The sequence below is a fragment of the Prevotella veroralis genome (assembly GCF_018127765.1).
Lineage (GTDB): Bacteria > Bacteroidota > Bacteroidia > Bacteroidales > Bacteroidaceae > Prevotella > Prevotella veroralis.
Genome location: NZ_CP072330.1, coordinates 979,753 through 1,004,954, shown reverse-complemented (window position 1 = coordinate 1,004,954; position 25,202 = coordinate 979,753). Strand labels below are relative to the sequence as shown.

Genomic DNA, 25,202 nt, shown 5'->3' with positions numbered 1-25,202 from the left:
AAGAGAACTAAGGAAGAACAATTACAACACATGTGTTGTGAGTTAGTTTCTCTTATACAAACAAATAAGAGATAAGCTCTTTGATTGTGCTTACCTCTTACTTGTTTTACCTTTCTTTCTTATCTAATGACTTGTGAGCGACTTATGATTTATCGCTCTGTTCCTTCATATCAATAAACTGCTTGTTTGCATCATAAAACTCATATTGCAAATAAGCTAGCTTCTGTGAAGGAATAATATTTACGCCTAATCCGTATCTCATTTGCCACTTACGTTTTAACGAGATGAAACCCTTGTTAATGTAAGCAGCTACGTATGGGTGGACGTGTAGGTAGAACTTCTTTACTCCTACCTTATTGACAAGGCGATCAATCTTTCGCTCTAGCTGGTCAGTAAAGAGGATACTTGAGTGAATCTTACCTGTTCCAAAGCAAGTGGGGCAATTCTCATCTACGTCAACATCCATTACAGGACGAACACGTTGGCGAGTAATCTGCATTAAGCCGAACTTACTTAATGGAAGGATGTTGTGACGGGCTCGATCCTTCTGCATGTTCTTACACATACGCTCGTAAAGCATCTGTCTGTCTTCAGCAAGATTCATGTCTATAAAGTCAACAACGATGATTCCTCCCATATCACGTAATCGAAGTTGACGTGCTAATTCGTCGGCAGCTCCAAGGTTTGTGTCAAGTGCGTTCTGCTCTTGTGCTTTCTCCTTGGTTCTGTTACCACTATTTACATCAACAACGTGCATAGCCTCTGTGTGTTCAATGATGAGGTAACAACCATGCCCGTAGTTGATTGTCTTGCCAAAGCTAGACTTGATTTGCTTTGTAACATCGAAATTGTCAAAGATAGGCACCTTTCCATTGTACTTCTTCACTATGCTTGCCTTTTCAGGGGCTATTAGAGAAACATAGTGGCGTACAGCTGTGCAAATGTCATCATCATTGACATAGATGTTCTCGTAGGTTGGGTTGAAGAGATCACGTAACATAGCAACGGCACGTCCAGTCTCCTCAAATACTAATTGAGGACGCTCTTGTGTCTTCTGTACCTTCGTGATAGCTTCATTCCAACGATTCAGAAGGACCTTCATCTCTGCATCAAGTTCTGCAACACGCTTGCCTTCAGCTACAGTTCTAACAATTACGCCAAAGTTCTTTGGAGTGATACTTTGGATGAGTTGCTTTAGGCGTGCTCGTTCTTCGCCGCTCTTAATCTTAGATGAAACACTGACTTTATGCCCAAAAGGTATAAGCACCAGGTAGCGACCAGCAAATGATATTTCGCCTGTAAGACGCGGACCTTTGGTGGAAATGGGTTCTTTGACAATTTGTACCAATACTTCTTGACCTACTTGCAAGGCATTCTGTATCGTGCCGTCTTTTTGTATGTCAGGGAGATGATTGGCTTTCTGAATGGGATAAAGTTTTTTACGATCGCTCTGAACCTGTTTCAGATATTTGGCGTAGGAGTTGAATTGACTCCCTAAGTCTAGATAATGAAGAAAGGCGTCACGCTCATAACCTACATCTACAAAGCAGGCGTTTAGCCCAGGCATCAGCTTCTTTACTTTTGCCACGTAGATGTTTCCAACCGAAAAGCTAGCTTCTCTTGGTTCACGTTGATATTCAACCAAACGCTTATCCTCGAGTAGTGCTATCGAAATCTCTTTCTGTTGGACATCAATAATTACTTCGCTTGTCATCTATCTTCTCTTGTTATAAACACCATGATTGTATCGAATCGTATAAGTTAGCTATAAATGTTTTATACGTTATGATTTGTGGTAATAAATAATACACCTAATCGTACTACATGATATTTATAGGTAATAAAAAAGGCGGAACCTGCCGTCGCATTCCATGGTTGGAATTAATTGCGATGACACGCCCCGTCATGTTTGAAAGTCGTAATAAGTGCTTTCGGCCTATGGGGCTTACTTACTCTTATGTCTGTTCTTTCTTAATCTCTTTTTACGCTTGTGCGTAGCCATCTTATGTCCCTTTTTCTTTTTTCCGTTTGGCATAGCTTTAATGTTTTAAATTGTTATAATATTTATGTTTACTTATTCTTCATATCCTCAATGAAAGTCTTTGCAGGCTTGAAGCTTGGGAAATCATGTGCAGGGATTGTGATTGTCGTATTCTTTGAGATGTTACGAGCTGTCTTTTCTGCACGATGCTTAATAATAAAGCTACCGAAACCACGTAAATATACGTTCTCTTTCTTCCCTAATAAGCTATCTTTGATTGAATCCATGAATGATTCAACTACAGCTGAAACGTCTTTCTTGGCAATACCAGTTGATGTTGCAATCTCATTGATAATGTCTGCTTTCGTCATTTCCTTTTTATTCTTTTTATGTTTAATTCTTTATTCTCTCATTATTTCGGATTGCAAAGATACTCATTTTCAGCTTAATAGAGAAATGTTTTGAGTGTTTTTTTGCAAAAACTCTCTGTGATAGTTCCCTACTCTTAAGTTTTTTGTATCTTTGTAACCTAATTATATAAGGTGTATGAAGATTGCCATTGGAATTGATGTGGGGATTTCAACAACGAAGATTGTTGGAATTAGAGAAGGGAAGGTCGTTAAACCTTTACGTATAAAGGCTACTGACCCTGTGACTTCCTTGTATGGTGCATTTGGTAAATACTTGTATGATAATAAGATTGATTTATCAGATGTAGAGCAAGTGATGTTGACAGGAGTTGGCGCTCATTATGTTAATAAGCCTGTTTATGGACTTCCAACAGCAAAGGCTGATGAGTTTTTAGCTGATGGTTTGGGAGCTCAGTTTGAGTCGAAACTTCAACGGATGATAGTTGTCTCTATGGGTACAGGAACCTCTTTAGTGCTTTGTGATGGCAATGAAATCCGTCACATTGGTGGTATTGGTATTGGAGGCGGTACATTAAGTGGGCTTTCTCGGTTGTTATTACAGACAGATGATGTTAAAGAAGTTGTGTCTTTAGCAATGAAAGGAGACATCTCACGCATTAATCTTCAGATAAAAGATATATCAACGAGTCCACTACCAGGTTTGCCTATGGATGCAACAGCGTCTTTGTTTGCAAATGCACAAGTAAATGCTAGTAGGGAGGATATTGCTCTTGGTTTAATAGGTTTAGTGTTGCAATCAATAGGTTCTGCAACAATCTTAAGCTCCTTAAATAGTGATATTCGTGATTTCGTTCTGATAGGTAATCTCACTTTGTTACCACAATGCGAATTACTTTTTCCTGTCATGGAGAAGATTTATGATGTTCGATTTATTATTCCCAAGTATTCGGAGTATTGTACGGCTATTGGTGCAGCATTGCAAGGGTTAAAGCGTGGATAAGTATTGCTTATTATTATCTGATAATGTTTTGACATTCATCATGCTATTAGTTAAGTCTTAATAGTCGGGGATATACGAAAGCCTTTCTTGCGATAGAGAAGATGCTCTTCTACGTGCAAGAAAGGCATTTCTTTAAGTGCTAAAGAGGCTTATCTCTATCTTCAATATTTATTAATTCCTTTATACCTCCTCACACCATATAGTGTGAACCAACATCACCTATATATTAAAAGATTTATAGTACACCTTTAAAAAAGATTTATTAATTTGTGATTTTCATTGAAAATATTTATCTTTGCAACTATAGGTTATGAGGATCTGTACATTACTTTAAAACTGAATGGCGTGAGAAATAGATATCTTATTATATTACTATTACTTCTAACTTCTCTTTCAGTCTTTGCGCAGAAGATAGAGATAGGGTCGTGTGTTACCAGTGATGGGGGGAATTACCATGGGCAGATGTTCCGAGGGAAGCCTAATGGTAAAGGTAAGACGGTCTACAAAAATAAGGATGTCTATGAAGGCGAGTATATGAAAGGTTTGCGCCATGGGGATGGTACTTATATCTTTGCTGATGGTGAGAAGTATGTTGGACAATGGTTCCAGAATCAGCAACATGGAATGGGAACCTTTTATTTTTCGAATGGGAACCGATATGAAGGCTTGTGGTATAAAGATTATCAACAAGGTCAAGGCACCATGTTTTATTACAATGGAGACAAGTATATCGGTAATTGGGAACATGATAAACGCAATGGAGCTGGTAAGTATATCTTCGCAAATGGAGCCTCATACGATGGTATGTGGGCAAATGATATGAAGAACGGAAACGGCTGTTTTAAGTGGACGGATCATTCTTCGTTTACGGGTAACTGGGTTAATAACATAAAAGAAGGTAAGGGCGTTTATATCTATTCGGATGGTGATAAATACGATGGTGAATGGAAGAACGACCTTCAGAATGGTAAGGGGATCTACAAGTTCAAGGATGGCGAGGTTTATGAAGGCGAATATGTAGATGGTCAGCGCACAGGACAAGGTATTTTCCAATATAAGAATGGAGATCAATACACAGGTCATTTCCTAAATGGAATGAAGTCTGGTTTTGGTACGATGTCCTGGCATAATGGGGATATATATACAGGTTATTGGGAAAAGGATTTGCAAAATGGGCAAGGAAAGTTGACTAAGAAGAATAAAGACGTCTATGAAGGGCAGTTCAAGAATGGTGAAGTTGAAGGGCTCGTTATCATTCACTATGTTGATGGAAGCAAGTTCAAGGGAAACTATCATAATGGTAAACGAAATGGTAGTGCTATTGAAGAAACTGCTAATGGCGTACGCTTTGAAGGCAACTATAAGGACAACCAACGTGACGGAAAGTTCATAGAGCGAGACAAGAATGGTAAGATTACTGCCGTCGGATATTATGAGAATGGAAAACGTCATGTCAACTAGCTTAACTTAAAGATATAATAACGAACAAAATACATTTACCATGGTTACAAAGAAGAGTATAACTAAGAGTGCACCTAAAGATGTTGTAAAGAAGAAGAGTAAAAGCGCACCGGCTCATATTGGGCTTGTTAAGAATGACTCATATTTATCTCCGTATGAAGATATTATACGTGGGCGGCATGAGCATGCGCTTTGGAAAATCAAGCAACTGACGCAAGACGGGAAGATGACCCTTTCTGATTTTGCCAATGGATATAACTATTATGGGCTACATCTTACCGATGAAGGCTGGGTCTTTAGGGAGTGGGCACCTAACGCTACAGATATCTATCTTGTAGGCGATTTCAATGGTTGGAACGAGTTACCCTCTTACAAATGTAAGCGTATTGAAGGTACAGGTAACTGGGAGTTGCGTCTTCCTGTTCATGCAATGGAGCATGGGCAATACTATAAGATGCGAGTTCATTGGAATGGTGGAGAAGGAGAGCGCATTCCTGCTTGGGCACAGCGTGTTGTACAAGATGAGAATACAAAGATATTTTCAGCACAGGTATGGAATGTTGAAAAGCCATACGTTTGGAAGAAGAAAAACTTTAAACCTAACACCGATCCACTACTGATTTACGAGTGTCATATAGGAATGTCACAAGATGCAGAGAAAGTTGGTTCATATACAGAATTCCGTGAGAATGTTCTGCCACGTATTATAAAGGATGGTTATAATGCTATTCAGATTATGGCAATCCAAGAACATCCTTATTATGGTAGCTTTGGTTATCATGTTAGTTCTTTCTTTGCGGCTAGTTCGCGCTTTGGTACTCCCGAAGATCTGAAAGCACTTATTGATGAAGCACATTGCAATGGGATAGCGGTTATTATGGATATAGTCCATTCGCACGCTGTAAAGAATGAGGTGGAAGGACTAGGAAACCTTGCTGGTGATCCTAATCAGTACTTCTATCCAGGTGATCGACACGAACATCCAGCTTGGGATTCTTTATGCTTTGATTATGGTAAGGATGATGTACTTCATTTCTTATTGTCTAATTGTAAGTATTGGTTAGACGAGTATCACTTTGACGGCTTCCGCTTTGATGGTGTAACCTCCATGCTTTATTATAGTCATGGCTTGGGTGAAGCTTTCTGTGACTATGGTGACTACTTCAATGGACATCAGGATGATAACGCTATTTGTTATCTGACGCTTGCTAATTGTCTTATTCACGAAGTAAACAAGCATGCTATCACGATTGCAGAAGAAGTATCTGGTATGCCTGGATTAGCTGCAAAGTTTAAGGATGGCGGCTATGGTTTTGATTATCGTATGGCAATGAATATCCCTGACTATTGGATCAAGACCATTAAAGAATTGCCAGACGAGGCTTGGAAGCCATCATCTATCTATTGGGAAATAAAGAACCGACGTGCGGATGAGAAAACCATTTCCTATTGCGAATCTCACGATCAAGCACTTGTTGGAGATAAAACGATTATCTTCCGTTTGATAGATGCCGATATGTATTGGCATTTCCGTAAGGGAGATGAGAATGAAATGGCTCATCGTGGTATAGCATTGCACAAGATGATTCGCTTGGCAACTATTGCGGCTATGAATGGTGGCTATCTCAACTTCATGGGTAATGAGTTCGGTCATCCAGAATGGATCGATTTCCCACGCGAGGGCAATGGTTGGAGTTATAAGTATGCTCGTAGACAATGGAATCTCGTGGATAATAAAGAACTCTGTTATCATTATCTTGGTGACTTCGATCGTAAGATGTTAGAGGTTATAAAGAGTGAGAAGAAATTTAATGCAACACCTTTACAAGAGATATGGCATAACGACGGAGATCAAATATTAGCTTTCAGTAGGGGAGAACTATTGTTTGTATTCAACTTCTCACCAACTCGTTCTTATGCTGATTATGGGTTCTTAGTACCAGAAGGTTCTTATGTTGTAGAGTTAAACTCAGATGCGAAAGAGTTTGGAGGCAACGGCTTTGCTGATGATTTAGTAGAACATTTCACCAACCCAGACCCTCTTTATACCGATCAACATAAGGGATGGCTTAAGTTATATATTCCTGCTCGCAGTGCAGTAGTATTGAAAAAGAAGTAAGTAGATGATGGAAAGTAGGTTTATACGCATAGTATGTGCTGTTTTGTTTTGTTTATTCTCATTCTGCTATCTCTATTTCTTTCAAGCAGATGTGATGACGATTGTACAGCATTTAGCGTCAGGGGGACAAACGTTCTATAATCCTTTGTTGGGTGCAGTACTGATAACGATTACCTTAAAGTTATTGCAAATAGGTGTCAGTTCCTGGACGAAACTCTCTAAGCGTGGCTATGCTTTAACCTACTTTCCCTCTTTCCTTCTTTTGACAATAGTATCGGATATTAGACCAACTGCTACTGGGGTTACTTTAGGTAGTTGGTTGTGGATAGCTCCATTATTGCTTATCCTTTATGCTATTATCGTAATAATGACAAAGCGATTTGAACCTTATGAACCAGAGTTACGTAGTTTTGGCATATTCTCTCAATTAACATGGATGAGTTTAGCTATCTTCCTTTCGTTCTTCTTGTTCACAGGACTCTTCAGCAATACCGATAAGTATTATCATCAGCGCGCAAAGGTTGAGACTTTGATAGATAAGAGAGATTATGCAGGCGCATTACAAGTTGTGAAGACTATGCCACATACCGATTCCGTCACTTCGATGTTGACTGTGTATGCGGTTGCACGTAGAGGACACTTAGCTGATAGTCTATTCTACTATCCCTTGGTAGGAGAGGGAAGAGCCTTACGTCCTGGAAAAATTCATTCATGGCTCCAGCCCGATAGCGTTCTACTAAAGGTAACTCGCACCTCTGCCAATTATCAATTAACAGGCTTCCTCCTCGATCGTAACCTTCAAGAGTTTGTGCGTTACCTACCGCAATATTACCCAGTAGATAGTCTCCGTCCTCGATATTATAAGGAGGCATACGAACTTTACGTGCTTCGTAAGAAAGGACTCACACCAGATAAACCTTATAAGAAAGGTAGTTATACCGCATATTACTTCTCAAAGTAGAAGTCTTTCCTAGCCTTTCTCTACAACCTCCATTCTATTAGGAGGAGCCACCTTTTACCTAATCACACTCATTTAAAACCTTACGTCTATGAAGCGGCTAATACTCTTTTGTTTGATATTATGCTCCACCATCCCTATCATTGCACAGCAAAGCATGACATGGGAGGAATGTTTTGAACAGTTTTATGCAGAGAGTGATATCAATGAGTCAGATAAAGAGGAAATCTTTGCTATATTGTCCGAATTGGCAGAACGCCCATTAGACCTCAATACTGCTACACGTGAAGACTTAGAGTGTATTCCTTTCTTGAATGCCCAACAAATAGAAGATATCCAAGCGTATGTATATCAATACCATGGGATGCGAACGTTAGGCGAGCTATCCATGATAGAGTCCTTAGACTTCCAGCGAAGACAATTACTCTCTTACTTTGTTTATCTGTCGCCAGTAAATGATAATAAACCATTCCCCAGTCTGAAAGAAATCCTAAACAAAGGGCGTCACACATTACTCTTTACTTTCAAAGTCCCTTTCTATCAGCGAAAGGGCGATATAAATGGCTATCTCGGCTATCCGTATAGTCACTCCTTCAGATATAACTTTCATTATAGTGATTATTTCCAACTGGGTTTGATAGGGGCACAAGACGCAGGCGAACCCTTCTTATCCAATAAGAATAAGTTAGGCTATGACCACTATAGCTTTTATATCCAACTGCGTAAGCTGGGCAGAATAAAGAACTTGATTCTGGGAAGATACAAACTTAGTTTCGGACAGGGACTAGTCATTAATAATAATTTGAGCTTTGGTAAATATGCCGCTTTATCAACGTTGGGCAGACAGAATAATGGGATTCGGGTATATTCTTCCCGCTCTTCGATAAACTATTTGCAGGGAGTGGCTGCAACCATCGAACTTGCTCACAATTTGGATCTAACCACATTCCTTTCATATCGAACGATTGATGCATCATTAACAAGTAACGGAGATATAAAGACGATTCTTAACACTGGATATCACCGCACTGCGAAGGAGATGGAACGGAAAGATAACGCTTCCCAATTCACAACTGGAGGTAATCTTAACTGGCGATGTGGCAGACTGACGCTTGGATTGACCGCACTCTTCACTCACTTTGATAAAGCTCTTAGCCCTAACACAGATCTGTATTATCGTCGTTATGCGCCATCGGGCAATGACTTTTGGAATGTTGGTATAAACTATAGCTATATGCGTAAGCGTTGGAGTTTGGCAGGTGAGACTGCAACCAGCAATGGAGGGACATTGGCTACAATCAATAACATTTCTGTTCAAGTGAAGTCGAACTTATCATTATTAGCCATGCAACGTTACTATCGTTACGATTATGCGGGATTGTTCGCACGTGGTTTTGCCGAAGGAGGGAAGATTCAGAATGAAAATGGATTGCTCTTAGGAACTAATTGGGAAATAAAACATGGACTTTCACTCATAGCTTATACTGATTATTCTTATTTTTCTCATCCTCGTTTTGGATCGCATACTGCTAGTCATACTTGGGATAATGTCCTAAATCTATATTACACACATAAAGTCTGGTCCTTATGTGCAAGATATAAATTTAAATTGAGGGAGAAAGACGATTTCAATAAGACCGCACTTATCAATGAGATTACCCAGCGCGGAAGATTAGCATTGAATTATAAGGCAAAAACGTGGAATAGCAAGACGCAATTCGATATATCAGTATGTCATTACCTCAACAATAGTATTGGATACATGGCGAGCGAAAGCGTTACGTGGGCACCCAACTCCTGGCTTCAACTCACAGCATTACTCGGATACTTTCACACAGATGATTTTGCCTCACGCATCTATATCTATGAGCGTCGACCACTTTATTCGTTTTCCTTTCCTTCATTCTATGGGATAGGTTTACATTACGCTCTATTTGCACGTGCAGATCTTTCTCCCAATCTAATGCTTATCCTCCAATCCTCTACAACCAGTTACTTTGATCGTGATAAGATTTCATCAGGTTTGCAACAGATTAATAGCTCTACAAAGTCCGATTTAGAACTACAAATACGGTGGAAATTCTAGTAATTTTGACGGGTAGTGTCCTAAAAAGTGTGTAAGTTTTCTCTTTCTTTTCTTTGTATCTTATTCATTTTTCTTTCTTTTGTTTCCAGAATTTCCATTGATAAATTTTTCTTGCATATGTTGTTTTTGTTTCTTGCATTGCAACACTTGCAAGTAGGAAAAGCACAGACTTACTTGTAGGCATTGATGTCCTCATTTTTATGGTTCTCTTATATTTTCTATTAAGTCTTTCAATCCAGTTAGTCGTATATTGCACCTTTGCACTTGCACAGGGAAGTCCATATATGTAAAGTAAGCGATGTCTCGCTCGGCTTTATACTTTTTCAATATTGGGTATTTCTTTTCCCATTTGGCTACAAAAGTAATAAATTGTTCATATCCCAACAAAGATTTCATCTCTTTGTCTTCTAAAGCAAAGACCTCATTGAGTTCTTCTGCTATCTGCGGTTTATCTTTATGTGAGACACAATTTAGTATTTGTCGCTTAATATGAGCTACGCAAAACTGATGAGATGCCTGGGGGAAAGCTGCACAAACAGCATTCTGTATTCCTTGAAGTGCATCAGATACTACTAAGTCTATTTGAGTAACTCCTCGCTCTTTCAACATTTCAAGCTCTTCCTTCCAGCATATAGCCCCTTCAGTGGGATGATTGACTACACTTAACACCTCTCGGCTTCCATCTTCCAATACTCCTAAAATGGTATAATAAGCCTCTTTAGAAACCTGTTTGTCCCTACGAGTGGCAATGAAAGTAGCATCATCGATATAAACAGCCAAATAATGAGAAGAAAGCGAGCGGTTGAGCCATTGATTAACGTCTTCACGGCAACTGGTACTTAAATAAGAAACTTGCTGTTTGCTATAAGTGCGTCCATAAATGGTTTCAGATATTTCACCTATCTGCTCAGTGGTAAGACCTTTGGTGTAAAGAAGGTTGAACAACTTTGCACGTTCTTCACTTTCACTACGAATTAAGCCTAAAAGAACAGGATAGAAATTACCACTGCGACTGCGTGGAATACGAAGAGAAAACTCAAAACCAAGACTGTACCAACGACGAGAACGAAAGTCATTACATTGTTCATGGGCATTCTCGTTGACAAATAAATCACGTTCATGTTTCATAAGAGAATTCATGATTAAAGACTGAAGCGTAACAAAACCCTCGCTACTGCTTGTGTAATTGGAAAGAATTTCCGAAATTTGTAATTGTGTAAGTTCCATTGTTTCTTTATTTTAATGTTTCCAAATACAAAGATAAGAAAAATATGGGCTTACACACTTTTCTAAGATAGTACCTTTTGACGTGCCTAAAGATACCAATTTATATAGAAAATTAGGAGCTTTATAATTCGTTGAAAATCAATCATATATAGGATTTACAAAAAACGTGAGGGTGTGTCAAAATAGCCACACACTCTTTTTTATGCACAAAGCCCCGACTTTCTCAAGCCAGGGCTTTGCTATTTCCTAAAGTTTTTGTACCTTTAGGCATACAAAAAATCTCATTATGACAAAGGTACACTTTCGTTCTTACATACACAAGAAAATGATTCTTTTTCCTCAAAGAATCGATAAGGATATCGCAGAAGATAACCCTGTTCGTCTTTTAGACGCCTTGGTGGATAATCTTATATTGGATAATGTCTACAAGCTTTATAAGCCCAGTGGGCGTAAGCCTTATCATCCACAAATGATGCTCAAGGTGATTCTTTACGCCTATATGAATAATATCTATTCCTGCCGTCGTATAGAGTCGCTTCTCAAGCGTGACATTCATTTCATCTATCTGGCAGGATATGAGCAGCCTGATTTTATTACCATCAATCGTTTTCGTAATCGTGTGAAAAAGGAAATCAACAATATCTTCACACAAGTGGTATTAGTACTTGCAGCCAAAGGTTTGATAAGTCTTGACGTTGAATATATTGACGGCACAAAAATAGAATCGAAAGCCAACAAGTATACCTTCGTTTGGAAGAGAACCGTGGAAAAGAACCGCGCCAAGTTGCAGGAACAAATACGCACACTCTTGCTTCAGGTTGATGATGTCATAGCGCAGGACAATGCCGCTAAGACAGAAGGTGTCGAGTTTACTGCAGCTCTGCTCGATGAGATATCCGAGGAATTGAACAAGTCTTTGGAATCAGCCCCTGAGCCTAAGACAAAAGAAGAGAAGCAGGCTGTTAGAACCAAGAAAAAACAGCTTAAAGAGCTTGAGAAGAAACGTAATAAACTCCAAGAGTATGACCAACACCTTGAGATTATGGGGGAGAGAAACTCCTACAGCAAGACCGACCTTGATGCTACGTTTATGCACATGAAGGAGGATGCTATGCGGAACGGACAGACTAAGCCTGGATATAATCTGCAGATAGCAACTGAGAACCAGTTTATCATCGACTTTGCACTCTATGCTAACCGTACAGATACGCTTACACTTCCTTCTTTCTTGGAGTCCTTCAACTCACGTTACCATCGTTATGCCAAGACAGTCGTAGCCGATTCAGGGTATGGCTCCGAGGAGAACTATCTGTTCATGGACGTACATAATATGGAAGCCTATGTGAAGTATAACTACTTCCATAAAGAGCAGCATCCACGCTATACACCTAACCCATTCTGTCCTGCAAGCCTTTATTATAATAAGGAACAGGATTTCTACTTTTCTACTCCTCTTTACTTCATCTACCGCATAATTCGTTATTTACTGCAGCTATGCCGCTAATTTCATATAAAATGATTTGTTGGGCTTCCAATAGCTTATATAAACTTCTATAGAGCATCTGAAGGTGACTGTCTGCCCTATGGGACAGCATATGAAGCGTATAGGCATGAAGCGTTCCCTAACCTCTAATGGATTCGTTACTTACAGTGTACGTTATCAGGCAGAACGCTGTGATGGTTGTCCGTTGAGAGGCTCATGTTTTAAGGCAAGAGGGAACAGAATTATAGAAGTAAACCATCAACTACAGTACTATAAACAAAAGGCACGGGAACTACTGACCTCGGAAGAAGGCATCAAGCATCGAGGACGAAGGTGCATAGAACCTGAAGCTGTTTTTGGACAAACAAAATACAATAAAGCCTACAAGAGGTTTAGGCATTTTGGAAAAGACAAGGTCAATATGGATTTTGCCTTCTTTGCTATTGCCTTTAACATAGGAAAAATGTGCAAAAAAAATAATCTCAAGGAGCTAAAAGCTATTATGGAGGTACTTTTAGTCACCTTCAGATGCTCTATAGAAGTTTATATAAGCTATTGGAAGCCCAACAAATCATTTTATATGAAATTAGCGGCATAGCTGCAGTAAATAACGAATTATGCGGTAGATGAAGTAAAGAGGAGTAGAAAAGAGGATGTGTCCATTTTGACACACCCTCACATTTTATCGAAAACGGAGGTACGTTTTTAGTAAAACGGAGGTACGTTTTTTCGAGTTTACATATTTAAACTCAAAATTACGTCCGAGCGGATCTAAAATATTCACTTAAAATCTTTGTTGATTCAGGGGTGATATGATCGATGTTTTTGATAATCTCCCCATGTTCCATCAAGACAACTCTGTCGCTGATATCTATTGTGTGTTGAAGATTGTGACTAGAGATGATGACAGAGGCATGATACTTATTTTTGTAATCGACTAACAACTTTTTAAGAAGATTCTGACTACTGGGATCAAGGAAGTTGAAAGGTTCGTCCAGAATTACTGCACTCGCCTTGGGAAGTAAGGCAGCTACTATTCCAACTTTCTGCTTGTTACCAGCTGACAGCTCGCGGATATACTTTGTTTGACCGATAATCTCACTGCTTAAAAACTCCTTATAATCCTCAAGTGTTTCTTCCAATCCTATGGTTTGGAGATTGTTCGCCCTAAGAATAAACGAGAAGAACTCCTCTGCTGTGAGGTAGTCTATCAGGAAAACCTCGTCTAAGTAAGCTGTTATATACCCTTTCCACGCTGTATCAATATTCGAGATAAGTTGTGTGGGGTGGGTAGGGCAGTTCTTATCAGAGTCTGATTTGTCTTGTAGCTGCTCAAATTGAAAATCTACTGACCCACTGTCAGCTTTCAGAAGATTAAGTATCAACCGGAAAAGTGTAGTCTTTCCCGCACCATTATTCCCTACTAATCCTATGATCTCATTCGTAGGAAAACAAAATTCGGGGATAGACACTGCGGTCTTATCCCCGAATTCCTTAGTGAGTTTATTAATTGAGATTGCGACCATGGCAATTCTTAAACTTCTTTCCACTGCCACATGGGCATGGATCGTTAGGACGTGGAGTCTTTTCTGCGTGATATGGAGTGCGATTTACCTGCTGAGCTCCCTCACGGGTATCCTGCTGTGCAGCGGCACGCTGGTTAGGATCGTCAAGTTCCACCTTCTCCTCATTATAACGCTGGCTATGTTGTTCTGGCGCTGCTTCCTGAACTTCATCAGCTTGTTGCATCTCTGGAATCTGACCACGCATGAGAACACTTGTTGTACGATTGTTCATATCGTCAATCATGTTGTCCCACAATTTCACACTCTCTAGTTTGAAGATGAGCAATGGATCTTTCTGTTCGTAAGAAGCATTCTGTACAGAGTGACGTAAGTCGTCCAACTGACGGAGATTCTCCTTCCAATCGTCATCGATGATATGGAGTAGGATAACCTTCTCAAACTGTTTTACAACCGACTTTGCCTCACTTTCGTATGCTTCCTTCAAGTCGCAAGGAATGTTATAAACGCGTGTTCCGTCTGTGATTGGAACCATAATGCGCTCATACATTGCACCTTGTTTCTCATATACGTCCTTGATAATAGGCCATGCTACGCTCTGGATGCGATCTGTCTTGCGCTTAAAGGCGTCCATAGCAGTTTGGAAGCAAGGTTCTGCCAGTTCCTCGTGATCAGTACTCATAAATTCCTCTTCTGTGAAAGGACATTCCATTGTTAGAATCTTTAAGAACTCTTCTCTGCAGCCCTCATAGTCATTCTTCTCAATAATGCTTATGCAACGATCCCAAATGATATTGGATATATCCATACCGATACGCTCACCCATGAGGGCGTGACGGCGTTTCTCGTAGATAACAGTACGTTGCTTGTTCATGACATCATCATATTCCAACAGACGCTTACGGATACCAAAGTTGTTCTCTTCAACCTTCTTCTGGGCGCGCTCAATACTATTTGAAATCATAGAACTCTCAATACGCTCTCCATCTTCGAAGCCTAGCTTGTCCATGACCTTTGCTATACGTTCAGAGCCGAAGAGACGCATCAACTTATCTTCAAGAGATACATAGAAAACTGATGATCCTGGGTCACCTTGACGACCTGCACGACCACGAAGCTGACGGTCTACACGACGACTTTCGTGACGCTCGGTACCAATAATTGCCAAACCGCCTGCATCTTTTACTTCCTTGGTGAGCTTGATATCGGTACCACGACCAGCCATATTAGTTGCGATGGTTACGGCACCGAGTCCATCTACTGAACGTCCTGCCTCAGCAACAATCTGAGCTTCCTTCAAGTGCTGTTTAGCATTCAATACCTGATGTGGTATCTTGCGCATGGTAAGCATCTTACTTAGTAACTCACTAATCTCGACAGATGTAGTACCAACAAGACAAGGACGACCTTGGTTTCTCATTGCCTCTACCTCATCGATCACAGCAGCATACTTCTCACGTGCTGTCTTATATACGCGATCCTCCATATCCTTACGAAGAATAGGGCGGTTTGTCGGAATTTCGACAACATCTAACTTGTAAATGTCCCAGAACTCACCTGCCTCTGTAGAAGCAGTACCCGTCATACCTGCTAACTTGTGATACATACGGAAGTAGTTCTGTAATGTGATGGTTGCGAAGGTCTGTGTAGCTGCTTCCACCTTTACATGCTCCTTTGCCTCAACAGCCTGATGCAAGCCATCGCTCCAACGACGACCTTCCATGATACGACCAGTCTGCTCATCAACAATCTTAACCTCACCATTCAGAACGACATACTCATCGTCCTTGTTAAACATTGTGTAAGCCTTCAATAGCTGTTGCAATGTATGTACGCGTTCGCTCTGTACACCATAATGTGCCATCAGGGCATCCTTCTGATCGATGTATGTTTGCTCATCAATTAACTTGTCATCCTTTTGCTTCTCAAGTACAGAAAGCTCTGTTGTGATGTCAGGTAATACGAATAGCTGATTATCATTTACCTTATTAGCTAACCAAGCTGTGCCCTTATCAGTAAGGTCACAAGAGTTCATCTTCTCATCTGTTACGAAGTAGAGAGGCTCAATAGCCTTAGGCATTTCACGGTTATTATTAGCCATGTAATACTCTTCGGTCTTCAACATGCCTGCCTTGATGCCATCTTCTGACAAATACTTGATGAGAGCCTTATTCTTTGGTAGAGCCTTGAAAGAGCGATACAAAGCAAGGAATCCTTCTTCTTGTAGCTTTTGTGCAGCAGACTTATCGTTCGTTTTCTGTGCTTCTGATAACTTGTGGCGTGCTTCTGATAAAAGCTCAGTAGCTTGCTTGCGTTGAACCTCATAAAGACTTTGTACTAATGGCTGATACTCCTCAAACATTTGATCATCGCCCTTTGGAACTGGACCACTAATGATAAGAGGGGTACGAGCATCATCAATTAACACTGAGTCGACCTCATCGACGATAGCATAGTTATGTTGGCGTTGTACGAGATCGGCTGGAGATACTGCCATATTGTCACGAAGGTAGTCGAAACCGAATTCATTATTGGTTCCGAAAGTAATATCTGCCTGATATGCCTTACGGCGTGCAGGAGAGTTAGGTTGGTGCTTATCAATACAATCAACAGATAGTCCGTTGAACATGTAGAGAGGTCCCATCCATTCTGAGTCACGCTTTGCAAGATAATCATTGACGGTTACGACATGTACGCCATTACCAGTCAAAGCATTGAGGAATACAGGTAGGGTAGCTACCAAGGTTTTACCTTCACCCGTTGCCATCTCTGCAATCTTACCCTGATGTAAGACAACACCACCGAAGATCTGTACATCATAGTGAACCATCTCCCACTTGAGGTCGTTACCACCAGCAGTCCAATGGTTGTGGTAGATAGCTTTGTCTCCATCTATAGTGATGAAGTCCTTAGCAGGGTCAGCTGCGAGTTCTCGGTCGAAGTCAGTAGCTGTTACAATAGTCTCTTCATTCTCTGCGAAACGTCGAGCTGTATCTTTCACAATAGAGAAAGCTACTGGCATAACCTCATTAAGCGCCTTCTCGTAATTGTCAAGAGCCTCTTTATCAAGTTTATCAATCTGATTGAAGATTTCTTCACGCTCATCAATCGGAGTCTCTTCAATCTTAGCACGTAGTTCAGCTATCTTGTCGCGCTGCTCTTTACCTGCATCTTGAACATACTTCTGTATCTCTTTTGTCTTTGCACGTAACTCATCGTTACTGAGAGCTTTAATCTCTGGATATGCTTCCTTAACCTTATCTACGAAAGGTTGAATAAGCTTCATATCACGACTTGACTTATCTCCGAAAAGTGCTTTTAATATCTTATTGAAATTCATTTCTTATTTTTTTATTCGTCCGCTTATGTGTTGTTGTTTTGTTTATGGACGATGGATGTTATTATTCTGAATCTATTTATTCCATACACGTGTCTAACTTATTGTGTATATGGATGTCGCTTTTGAACTTGTTAGGTTCTATTATATAGAGGTAAGGCTGGGTGCACGAATTTTAATCCCCGTCCTTAATGAAGGGTTTGGGAGGAAGGAGGATAATTGTTGTATATGATGTGTATAATGTGTAAATACCGGAGTGTATTTATTAGATAAGTCTACAATAAATGCAATTTGACTTTGTGCAGGCTCTATCTCTTCTTCCTCTTTTATCTGTTTTATTGCATCGAGGATAGAGAGAATATCCTGTTCTATACCTTTAAATGCCTGCTTATGACATAGATCCTCTATTGTAGTATCACCCAATGCAATTCTAAGCGCAGACTGATAGGTCTGTGCTTCTACCCCTGTTGAGGCAAGAATTACAAGTAAAGTGGTGATGTACTTATTCACTTCTAATTATATTTTCTAACCGGTCTATCCAGTCTAATATGTAATATGCAGTGTAAAAGCAAGAATAATGCCACAATTAAGACTGCGGTAGGAATGCGTTGGAAGAATGCACCAATGAAGCCTAATATAATGAGCGAGCCCCATATCTTCCACCATATATTAGCCTCTTGTCGCCTCGTTTTTTTGATAGTCTTATAAAGAAAGAACAGTGGAAGAGGATTGAAGAAACAAATAATAACATTGAGACTTACACATGGATGCTGTGAGAATAGCATCATAAAATAGATGATTCCGATAAGTCCTGCTGCTAGCATAAGTATTGTATCCCATATCCAATACATTTTATGTTTGCGGTTACTTACTATCATCATTATGGTGCATAAGATTACAAATATACATGCTACAGATAGTGGAGATAAAGGTGTTTCTGTATTAATAATAGCGTTTTGTGGTGCTAATAGTTCATGTGTCTCCATTACTAGAGGTGTTCCATTGTATATTGCTTTAGCAAAATCACGTCTTAAATTATCTGGAAGGAATTGCTGTTTAGATTGTGAAACCTTTTTATCTGCGTTTATTCCTAATAGTAAGTCTTCTCCAAACTGTGACCATTCATAATTATGATTCCACTCATGTATTAATGAACGGAATGTTGGTTCTTGCCCTTTGGGCGTAGGATATATGACTTTTCCATGTAGGTGGTTAACTATCATATTTCGTGCCCTCGTAGTGCAATTGTCATAGAAGAAGTTATAACGATAGACCTGATTTTCTGGTTTTAGGTTCTCTTCTATAGCTTTGCCGATAAGTTCCTTATCTTTAGGAGATATATTTAGAACTTGTTCTATGACGCCACGCCCTTCATAACTATATTGGGCAAGAAACATATCCATTGGTTCTGCACCAACACGATAGTCTGTTAATCCAAAGATGAAACGAAGTATGAAGAAAGGTTGATCAGATGAGAATAGACCATAATTAATGGCAATGTCTTGCCCCGTCACCTTATTATTATATCTGATTGCAGTGTGTCCGTACTGAGCCCATATCTCTTTTCCAGGTGAACATGTCAAGAGGGAAATCTGACAGCTATCGTTATTATGATTCACAGGCTGTGCTTCTACTGCTATCTGAAAGACCGACAGAAGACACATTGTTATAATATATAGCAATCCCTTTTTCATTATCGACCGCAAAGATAACAAAAAAGCTTGAGAGCACAAAGAAAGCTTATTAAAAAACAAAATCCCTTATCGTTTTTCCGCTATATAGATTTTTTTTAATAACTTTGCGCCATTATATTGTTTAGACATTATAGTCAAACCAGAAAAAGAAATCGGATGAGAAAGATTATAGCAGTAGTGCTATTGGCAGGAGTGGTTGTACAGTCTTCTGCTCAAAGTGGTACCAATTCGCCTTACAGCCAATACGGGTTAGGAGCTTTAGCGTCACAAGCAACAGGATTTAATCGTGGTATGAATGGATTGGCGTATGGCTTCCATGAGCGTAATCAGGTTAATTATATGAATCCCGCATCCTATGCTTCTGTTGACTCTCTTTCTTTTATTTTTGATGCAGGAGTAGGACTTCATTTGACTAATTATGAAGAGAATGGTCATAAGGTCAATGCAAAGAATGCTAATCTAGAATATATAGTTGCTTCTTTCCGTGCCTTCAAGCATTTAGGTGTTAGCTTTGGAGTATTACCTTATTCGAATGTTGGTTACAACTTTAGCAATACAAAGAATATCAATGCCTTTAATAATCCATCATCTCCAAATGCCACTTTTTCTAATATATATAGTGGTAATGGAGGGTTGCACCAAGTGTATTTAGGTGCAGGATGGTCACCATTCAAAGGCTTTGCTTTTGGCGCAAATGCTTCTTATCTTTGGGGCTCATTGAACCGTAATGTCATTAACACTTATAGTGATACTTACGTTAACACATTGTCCAAGGAATATGCTTCACAAGTTAAGAGTTATAAAATTGACTTTGGTGTACAATATACTCAGAAACTTGATAGGAAAAATAAATTGACTTTAGGCTTGACTTATTCTTTAGGTCATAAATTGAATTCTGATTCAAAGTGTTCTGTGGTTTCAAAGAATTCACAAACTGGTGTTTCGGATACGACAAGCTATATTCTTGCAGATGCATTTGAACTTCCTAACGCTTATGGTGTAGGTATGATGTGGAATCATGACAATCGTTTGAAGATAGGAGTTGATTATCAATTGCAGAAGTGGGCTAAGATTAAATATCCACAGTTAGATGTAAATGGTACTACCATGAACTATCGACTTGTGGGTGGACAGTTTAAAGATCTCCACAAATTAACATTAGGTGGTGACTATTGCAAGGGCGAACGTTATCGTGGATTCTTCGATCGTATGCATTATCGAGCAGGTATTAGCTATGCGAGTCCATACCTAAAGATAAATGGGAAAGATGGTCCTCGCGAGTTATCCGCAAGCCTCGGTGTTGGTATTCCAATCGTTAATGCCTATAACAATCGTAGCATCTTGAATATTAGTGCTGAATGGGTAAACCGTAGTGCAACAGGTTTTGTAAAAGAGAACATGTTCCGAATCAATGTTGGTTTAACGTTCAATGAGCGTTGGTTTGCTAAGTTTAAGGTTGAATAATATGCGTTCCAACCTTTCTATATTATTTGTAAGTTCCGCATTCATTATAATGGGCTATGCTATGATCTCTTGTTCTGAAGAACATGAGCACATGGCTCCTGCTATACGTGATCGTGACTCTGTTCCAGTCATGACCACGTATGGTGTTAATACTCTTATATCAGATTCTGGTGTTATCAAATATAGAATTGTAACAGAACAATGGGATGTCAATGAGAATAAGAAACCATCTAGGTGGACCTTTAATAAAGGAATCTTACTTACTCAGTTTAATTTAAAGAAGCATGTTGTAGGTTATATTCAGTGTGATACCGCTGTTTATTATGATCAAGATCGCCGTTGGGAATTACATGGGCATGTGAAAATACTTACAGCTCAAGGACTTTCTTTTTATAGCAATGAACTTTATTGGGATGAACGTAATCATCAGATGTGGTCACATACTTATTCACATCTCAAGACTCCTGATAAAGAACTAGAAGGAAATTGGTTTAGAAGTGATGAACAGATGACAGATTATGAGATTCGCCAAACGAAAGGGTGGGGAATATTCTCAAATGACAAAGTGTTTTCTGGTTCTAACCTTGGTAATATGCCTATTGATACTGGTCATGTTGACAGTCTGAAGGGTTCTGTGATAAAAAGACGATAGAGGAAATTGGATATAAGTTTAATTATAGAAATTGTAATCACAATGGTTTTATCTGCATTCTTTTCTGGAATGGAGATAGCTTTTGTGTCTAGTAATCGTCTCCTTGTTGAGATGGAGAAAGAGAAGAATGGTTTAGCACAAAAGTGTCTAACTGTTTTTTATAATAATCCTAATGGCTTTGTTTCTACTATGCTTGTAGGAAACAATATAGTGTTAGTTGTTTATGGTATACTTTTCGCACAGCTATTCGATGCAACGCTCTTTCATCAGTATGAGCCTGCTACTCGTGTTGTCCTTGATACGATATTGTCAACACTAATTGTCTTATTTACTGGGGAATTCCTGCCAAAAACTCTTTTTAAAAGTAATCCTAACCGATTACTTACTTTCTTTGCCCCGTTGGCATACATCTTCTTTATTGTCTTATGGCCTATTAGTCGTTTTACAACTTTTATTGCTCGTGTTCTTTTACGTCTTTTTGGAGTAAAGATAGATGAAAAAGAAAATGATGGAACGTTTACAAAAGTTGATCTTGATTACTTAGTACAAAGTTCTATTGATAATGCTGAGAATGAAGATGATATTGAGGATGAGGTGAAGATCTTTCAAAATGCTTTAGATTTTCAAGATACCAAAGTGCGTGATTGTATGGTTCCGCGTACAGAGATAAATGCCATAGAAGAGAATTGTTCGCTTGATGAACTTCAGCAGATGTTTATTGAAAGTGGTAATTCTAAGATTATTGTCTATGAAGGTGACATTGATCATATAAAAGGTTACATCCACTCTTCTGAGATGTTTAGATCGCCAAAGAATTGGCGTGATAATATTCGCCGAATGCCTTTCGTTCCAGAGACAATGGCTGCACAGAAACTTATGCAAGTATTCCTTCAACAGAAGAAGAGTCTAGGTGTCGTTGTTGATGAGTTCGGTGGAACTAGTGGTATAGTATCATTGGAAGATATTGTCGAAGAGATATTTGGAGATATTGAGGATGAGCATGATAACTTGAAGTATGTTGCTAAGCAGACTTCAGACAATGAATATGTTCTTTCTGCTCGTCTCGAGATTGACAAGGTTAATGAGATGTTTGATTTGGAACTACCTGAGAGCGATGATTACATGACGGTAGGTGGACTCATCTTACATGTATATCAAAGTTTTCCTAAACTCAATGAGATTATAACCATTGGGCAATATGAATTTAAGATAATCAAGAGTACCATGACTAAAATTGAACTCGTGAAGCTAAAAGTCAATGTAACTGACTAAGTTTGTGCATGAAAAATTGTGATAATTGCCTTTTTCTTCGTATTTTTGTGGGCAATTTGTTGTACAAAAGGAATAATTAAAATCAAATAATAAATCTAAAATGGCAGCATTAGGAAAAATTAGAAGCAAAGGAGGTATACTGGTAGCCGCTATCGGTTTGGCCTTATTTGCTTTCTTAGCTGAAGAAGCTTTCCGCTCTTGCAATGGAATAAAGAGCGAAACCCGACAGCAGATTGGTGAGATTCTGGGCGAGAAGATTAGCGTTCAGGATTATCAAAAGTTGATTGATGAATATCAGTCTGCAATTAAGTTCACCATGCAACGTGATAATCTTACCGAGAATGAGCTTAATCAAGTAAAGGATCAGGTTTGGCAGCAATTGGTTAATAATCGTGTATTAGAAGCTGATGCAAAGAAGGTTGGATTGACTGTTACAGAACAGGAACTTTCAAATGTATTGAACGATGGTACTAATCCAATGTTAGCACAGACACCATTTGTAAATCAGCAAACTGGTCGTTTTGATATTAATGCACTCCAACAGTTCCTTGATGGTTATAATAAGGCAAAGGCTTCAAACTCTCCACAGCTTGAGCAGATGCAGACGATTTATGACTACTGGCTCTTTGTTGAGAAGAATCTCCGTACACAACTTCTCGGTCAGAAGTATCAAGCTTTGTTAGCTAGCTGTGTTCTTTCAAATAAGGCAGAAGCTAAGATGGCATTCAAGGATAATAATGAGGAAAGTGAGATTCAACTTGCATCCTTGGCATATAGTACTATAAAAGATGCTGATGTAAAGGTTACAGATGAAGATCTTAAAGCTAAGTATGAGGAATTGAAACCAGCTTTCCGTCAGAATACAGAAACACGTGACATTAAGTTCGTTGACTACCAGATTAAGGCTAGTGCTTCTGATAGAAATGCGATTGTTAAGGATATGAACGCACTTCAGAAACAGCTTGCGACAGCTACTGACCCTTCAATGGTTATTAGCAAGAGTGGCTCTATGATTCCTTATCTTGGTTTACCTGTAAGTAGCAAGGCTTACCAGCAGTATCCTGACATAGCTTCAAAGATTGATTCTCTTGCTGTTGGAACAACAGGTGTAACAGAGAATAAGCAAGACAATACATTGAATATTATTCGTGTGATGTCAAAGGCTCAATTACCTGATTCTGTTCAGTTCCGTCAGATACAAGTTGCTGCTAATACTCCTGAAGAGGCTCATGCAAAGGCTGATTCTATACAGAAAGCATTAGCTGGTGGTGCTGATTTCGTTGCCATTGCAAAGCGTTATGGTCAGACAGGAGAAAAGGTTTGGTTCACTGGTCAGCAGTATGAGGTTGCTCCTAGCATGAGCGAAGATAATCGTACATACATTGAGGCGCTCCTTAATGGTGAGGTAAATGCAATCCAAAATGTTGCACTTACACAGGGCAATATTATCCTACAAGTTGTCGATAAGAAGGCTATGAAGACAAAGACAACAGCCGCTATTATCAAGAAACTTATTGATTTCTCTAAGGCAACACGTAGCGATGCTTACAATAAGTTCTCTGAATTTGTTGCTAAGAGTGCAACTGCAGCCGACCTTGAGAAGAATGCTAGTAAGTATGGCTATCATGTACAATCTCTTAACGATGTCTCAACTTCAGAACATTATGTAGCAGGTGTACATGGCACGCGCGATGCACTTAAGTGGCTATTCGATGCTAAGCAAGGCGATGTTTCTCCACTTTATGAATGTGGTGACAATGATCACTTGATGGTTATAGTTCTTTCTGCTATCCATCCAAAAGGTTATCGTTCTTGGGATGACCCACAGGTTAAGGAGATTCTTAAACGTGAAGTAATCAAGGATAAGAAGGCTGAAAAGTTGATGGCTAAACTCAAGGGAGTTAATAGTATTGCAGCTGCTCAAGCTAAGGGTGCTAAGGTTAGCACAGTTAGCCAAATTACCTTCGCAGCTCCTGCTTTCGTACAAGCTACAGGTTCTGCAGAGCCTGCTCTCTCAGGTGCAGTCGCAGCAACTGCTGCAGGCAAGTTCTCTAAGAATCCTGTAAAGGGTAATGCAGGTGTATATGTTTTCCAGGTTGTAAAGAAGGCTCTTCGTGCTGGTTCTAAGTACAACGAGGCTATGGCAATGCAGCAAGCAGCACAACAGAACATGCAGTTCTTGAGTAACTTTATGCAAGACCTTATCCTCAAGGCAAATGTAGTTGATAATCGTTACCTCTTCTTCTAATTAGAATAAGAGTTCAAACTAAATACGGGGCATGTCCTTCATGGGCATGCTCTTTTTAGTTCCTTATAACTTAGTGTAATGGAAAAACACACTTTGCATGTCTAATAATCTTATTAATTGTAATTAATGAAGAGTTCTTTTTAGTGGCTGTTCCACATGTTCCATGATATTACAAGCCTTTTGTAGAACTTCTCCAAAGCACTTGTAATACTTCTCCAGATGTTTTGGAGAAATAGAGTAGAGCATTTGTCTTGCCCCTCTTAGTTAAAACTAAGTACCTTAATACTCTATTAGTTGTACTTATAGCTATCCATTGTTTGAGCCTG

At 39.4% G+C, this 25,202-nt stretch carries 15 protein-coding genes and 3 pseudogenes; 11 read left to right on the top strand and 7 right to left on the bottom strand.

Annotation, left to right across the window (positions count from 1 at the left end; translation table 11 throughout):
- Positions 1 to 142 precede the first annotated feature (142 nt).
- Together J5A55_RS04210 and J5A55_RS04205 are read right to left on the bottom strand one after the other, a co-directional pair.
- Positions 143 to 1,714, bottom strand: a complete 1,572-nt coding sequence (locus tag J5A55_RS04210) for an Rne/Rng family ribonuclease (RefSeq protein ID WP_004383254.1) — start codon at positions 1,712 to 1,714, stop codon at positions 143 to 145.
- A gap of 356 nt (positions 1,715 to 2,070) precedes the next feature.
- The gene (locus tag J5A55_RS04205; protein ID WP_004383253.1) at positions 2,071 to 2,352 is read right to left on the bottom strand and encodes an HU family DNA-binding protein; all 282 of its coding nucleotides are present in this window, start codon (positions 2,350 to 2,352) and stop codon (positions 2,071 to 2,073) included.
- Between the two features lie 175 nt (positions 2,353 to 2,527).
- Here J5A55_RS04205 and coaW point away from each other — a divergent pair, with 175 nt between their 5' ends.
- From coaW to J5A55_RS04180, 5 genes are all read left to right on the top strand, one after another.
- The gene (gene coaW / locus J5A55_RS04200) at positions 2,528 to 3,352 is read left to right on the top strand and encodes a type II pantothenate kinase (RefSeq protein WP_004383252.1); all 825 of its coding nucleotides are present in this window, start codon (positions 2,528 to 2,530) and stop codon (positions 3,350 to 3,352) included.
- A gap of 345 nt (positions 3,353 to 3,697) precedes the next feature.
- Positions 3,698 to 4,813, top strand: coding sequence for an MORN repeat-containing protein (locus J5A55_RS04195; RefSeq protein ID WP_039851401.1), 1,116 nt, complete (start codon positions 3,698 to 3,700; stop codon positions 4,811 to 4,813).
- Positions 4,814 to 4,853: 40 nt separating this feature from the next.
- The gene (locus J5A55_RS04190; RefSeq protein WP_004383250.1) at positions 4,854 to 6,932 is read left to right on the top strand and encodes an alpha amylase C-terminal domain-containing protein; all 2,079 of its coding nucleotides are present in this window, start codon (positions 4,854 to 4,856) and stop codon (positions 6,930 to 6,932) included.
- Between the two features lie 4 nt (positions 6,933 to 6,936).
- Complete coding sequence (locus J5A55_RS04185) at positions 6,937 to 7,893, top strand: hypothetical protein (RefSeq protein ID WP_039851329.1); 957 nt, start codon at positions 6,937 to 6,939, stop codon at positions 7,891 to 7,893.
- A gap of 88 nt (positions 7,894 to 7,981) precedes the next feature.
- Positions 7,982 to 9,976 carry a helix-hairpin-helix domain-containing protein gene (locus tag J5A55_RS04180; protein ID WP_039851328.1) on the top strand — a complete coding sequence of 665 codons (1,995 nt, stop codon included), beginning with the start codon at positions 7,982 to 7,984 and terminating at the stop codon, positions 9,974 to 9,976.
- Between the two features lie 190 nt (positions 9,977 to 10,166).
- Here J5A55_RS04180 and J5A55_RS04175 read toward each other — a convergent pair.
- Positions 10,167 to 11,203: pseudogene (locus J5A55_RS04175) on the bottom strand (IS256 family transposase); the annotation flags it as partial.
- A 286-nt stretch (positions 11,204 to 11,489) separates the two neighbouring features.
- Here J5A55_RS04175 and J5A55_RS04170 point away from each other — a divergent pair.
- A pseudogene (locus J5A55_RS04170) lies at positions 11,490 to 12,644 on the top strand (IS1182 family transposase); the annotation flags it as partial.
- A gap of 133 nt (positions 12,645 to 12,777) precedes the next feature.
- Positions 12,778 to 13,284: pseudogene (locus J5A55_RS04165) on the top strand (transposase); the annotation flags it as partial.
- Between the two features lie 157 nt (positions 13,285 to 13,441).
- Here the strand turns inward: J5A55_RS04165 and J5A55_RS04160 are convergent.
- From J5A55_RS04160 to J5A55_RS04145, 4 genes are all read right to left on the bottom strand, one after another.
- Positions 13,442 to 14,212 (bottom strand): ATP-binding cassette domain-containing protein, encoded by a 771-nt coding sequence (locus J5A55_RS04160; RefSeq protein ID WP_004383717.1) that lies wholly within the window; start codon positions 14,210 to 14,212, stop codon positions 13,442 to 13,444.
- Positions 14,193 to 17,549 (bottom strand): preprotein translocase subunit SecA, encoded by a 3,357-nt coding sequence (secA, locus tag J5A55_RS04155; RefSeq protein ID WP_004383716.1) that lies wholly within the window; start codon positions 17,547 to 17,549, stop codon positions 14,193 to 14,195. Before secA ends, J5A55_RS04160 begins: the two co-directional genes overlap by 20 nt.
- A 141-nt stretch (positions 17,550 to 17,690) precedes the next feature.
- Positions 17,691 to 18,056, bottom strand: coding sequence for a hypothetical protein (locus tag J5A55_RS04150; protein ID WP_004383715.1), 366 nt, complete (start codon positions 18,054 to 18,056; stop codon positions 17,691 to 17,693).
- Positions 18,057 to 18,058: 2 nt separating this feature from the next.
- Entirely contained in the window at positions 18,059 to 19,240 is a 1,182-nt protein-coding gene (locus J5A55_RS04145; RefSeq protein WP_004383714.1) for an Lnb N-terminal periplasmic domain-containing protein, read from the bottom strand.
- A gap of 156 nt (positions 19,241 to 19,396) precedes the next feature.
- On the opposite strand from J5A55_RS04145, the gene bamG reads away from it, so the two are divergent.
- The 4 genes from bamG (at position 19,397) to J5A55_RS04125 (ending at position 24,876) form a co-directional block, all read left to right on the top strand.
- Positions 19,397 to 20,704: a BamG family beta-barrel-assembly machinery protein gene (bamG, locus tag J5A55_RS04140; protein WP_004383713.1), complete on the top strand. Its 1,308-nt coding sequence runs from the start codon at positions 19,397 to 19,399 to the stop codon at positions 20,702 to 20,704.
- Between the two features lies 1 nt (position 20,705).
- The gene (locus J5A55_RS04135) at positions 20,706 to 21,356 is read left to right on the top strand and encodes an LPS export ABC transporter periplasmic protein LptC (RefSeq protein ID WP_039851398.1); all 651 of its coding nucleotides are present in this window, start codon (positions 20,706 to 20,708) and stop codon (positions 21,354 to 21,356) included.
- A gap of 6 nt (positions 21,357 to 21,362) precedes the next feature.
- Positions 21,363 to 22,628, top strand: coding sequence for a hemolysin family protein (locus J5A55_RS04130; RefSeq protein WP_039851396.1), 1,266 nt, complete (start codon positions 21,363 to 21,365; stop codon positions 22,626 to 22,628).
- Positions 22,629 to 22,728: 100 nt separating this feature from the next.
- Entirely contained in the window at positions 22,729 to 24,876 is a 2,148-nt protein-coding gene (locus J5A55_RS04125; protein ID WP_004383710.1) for a peptidylprolyl isomerase, read from the top strand.
- Positions 24,877 to 25,202: the final 326 nt, after the last annotated feature.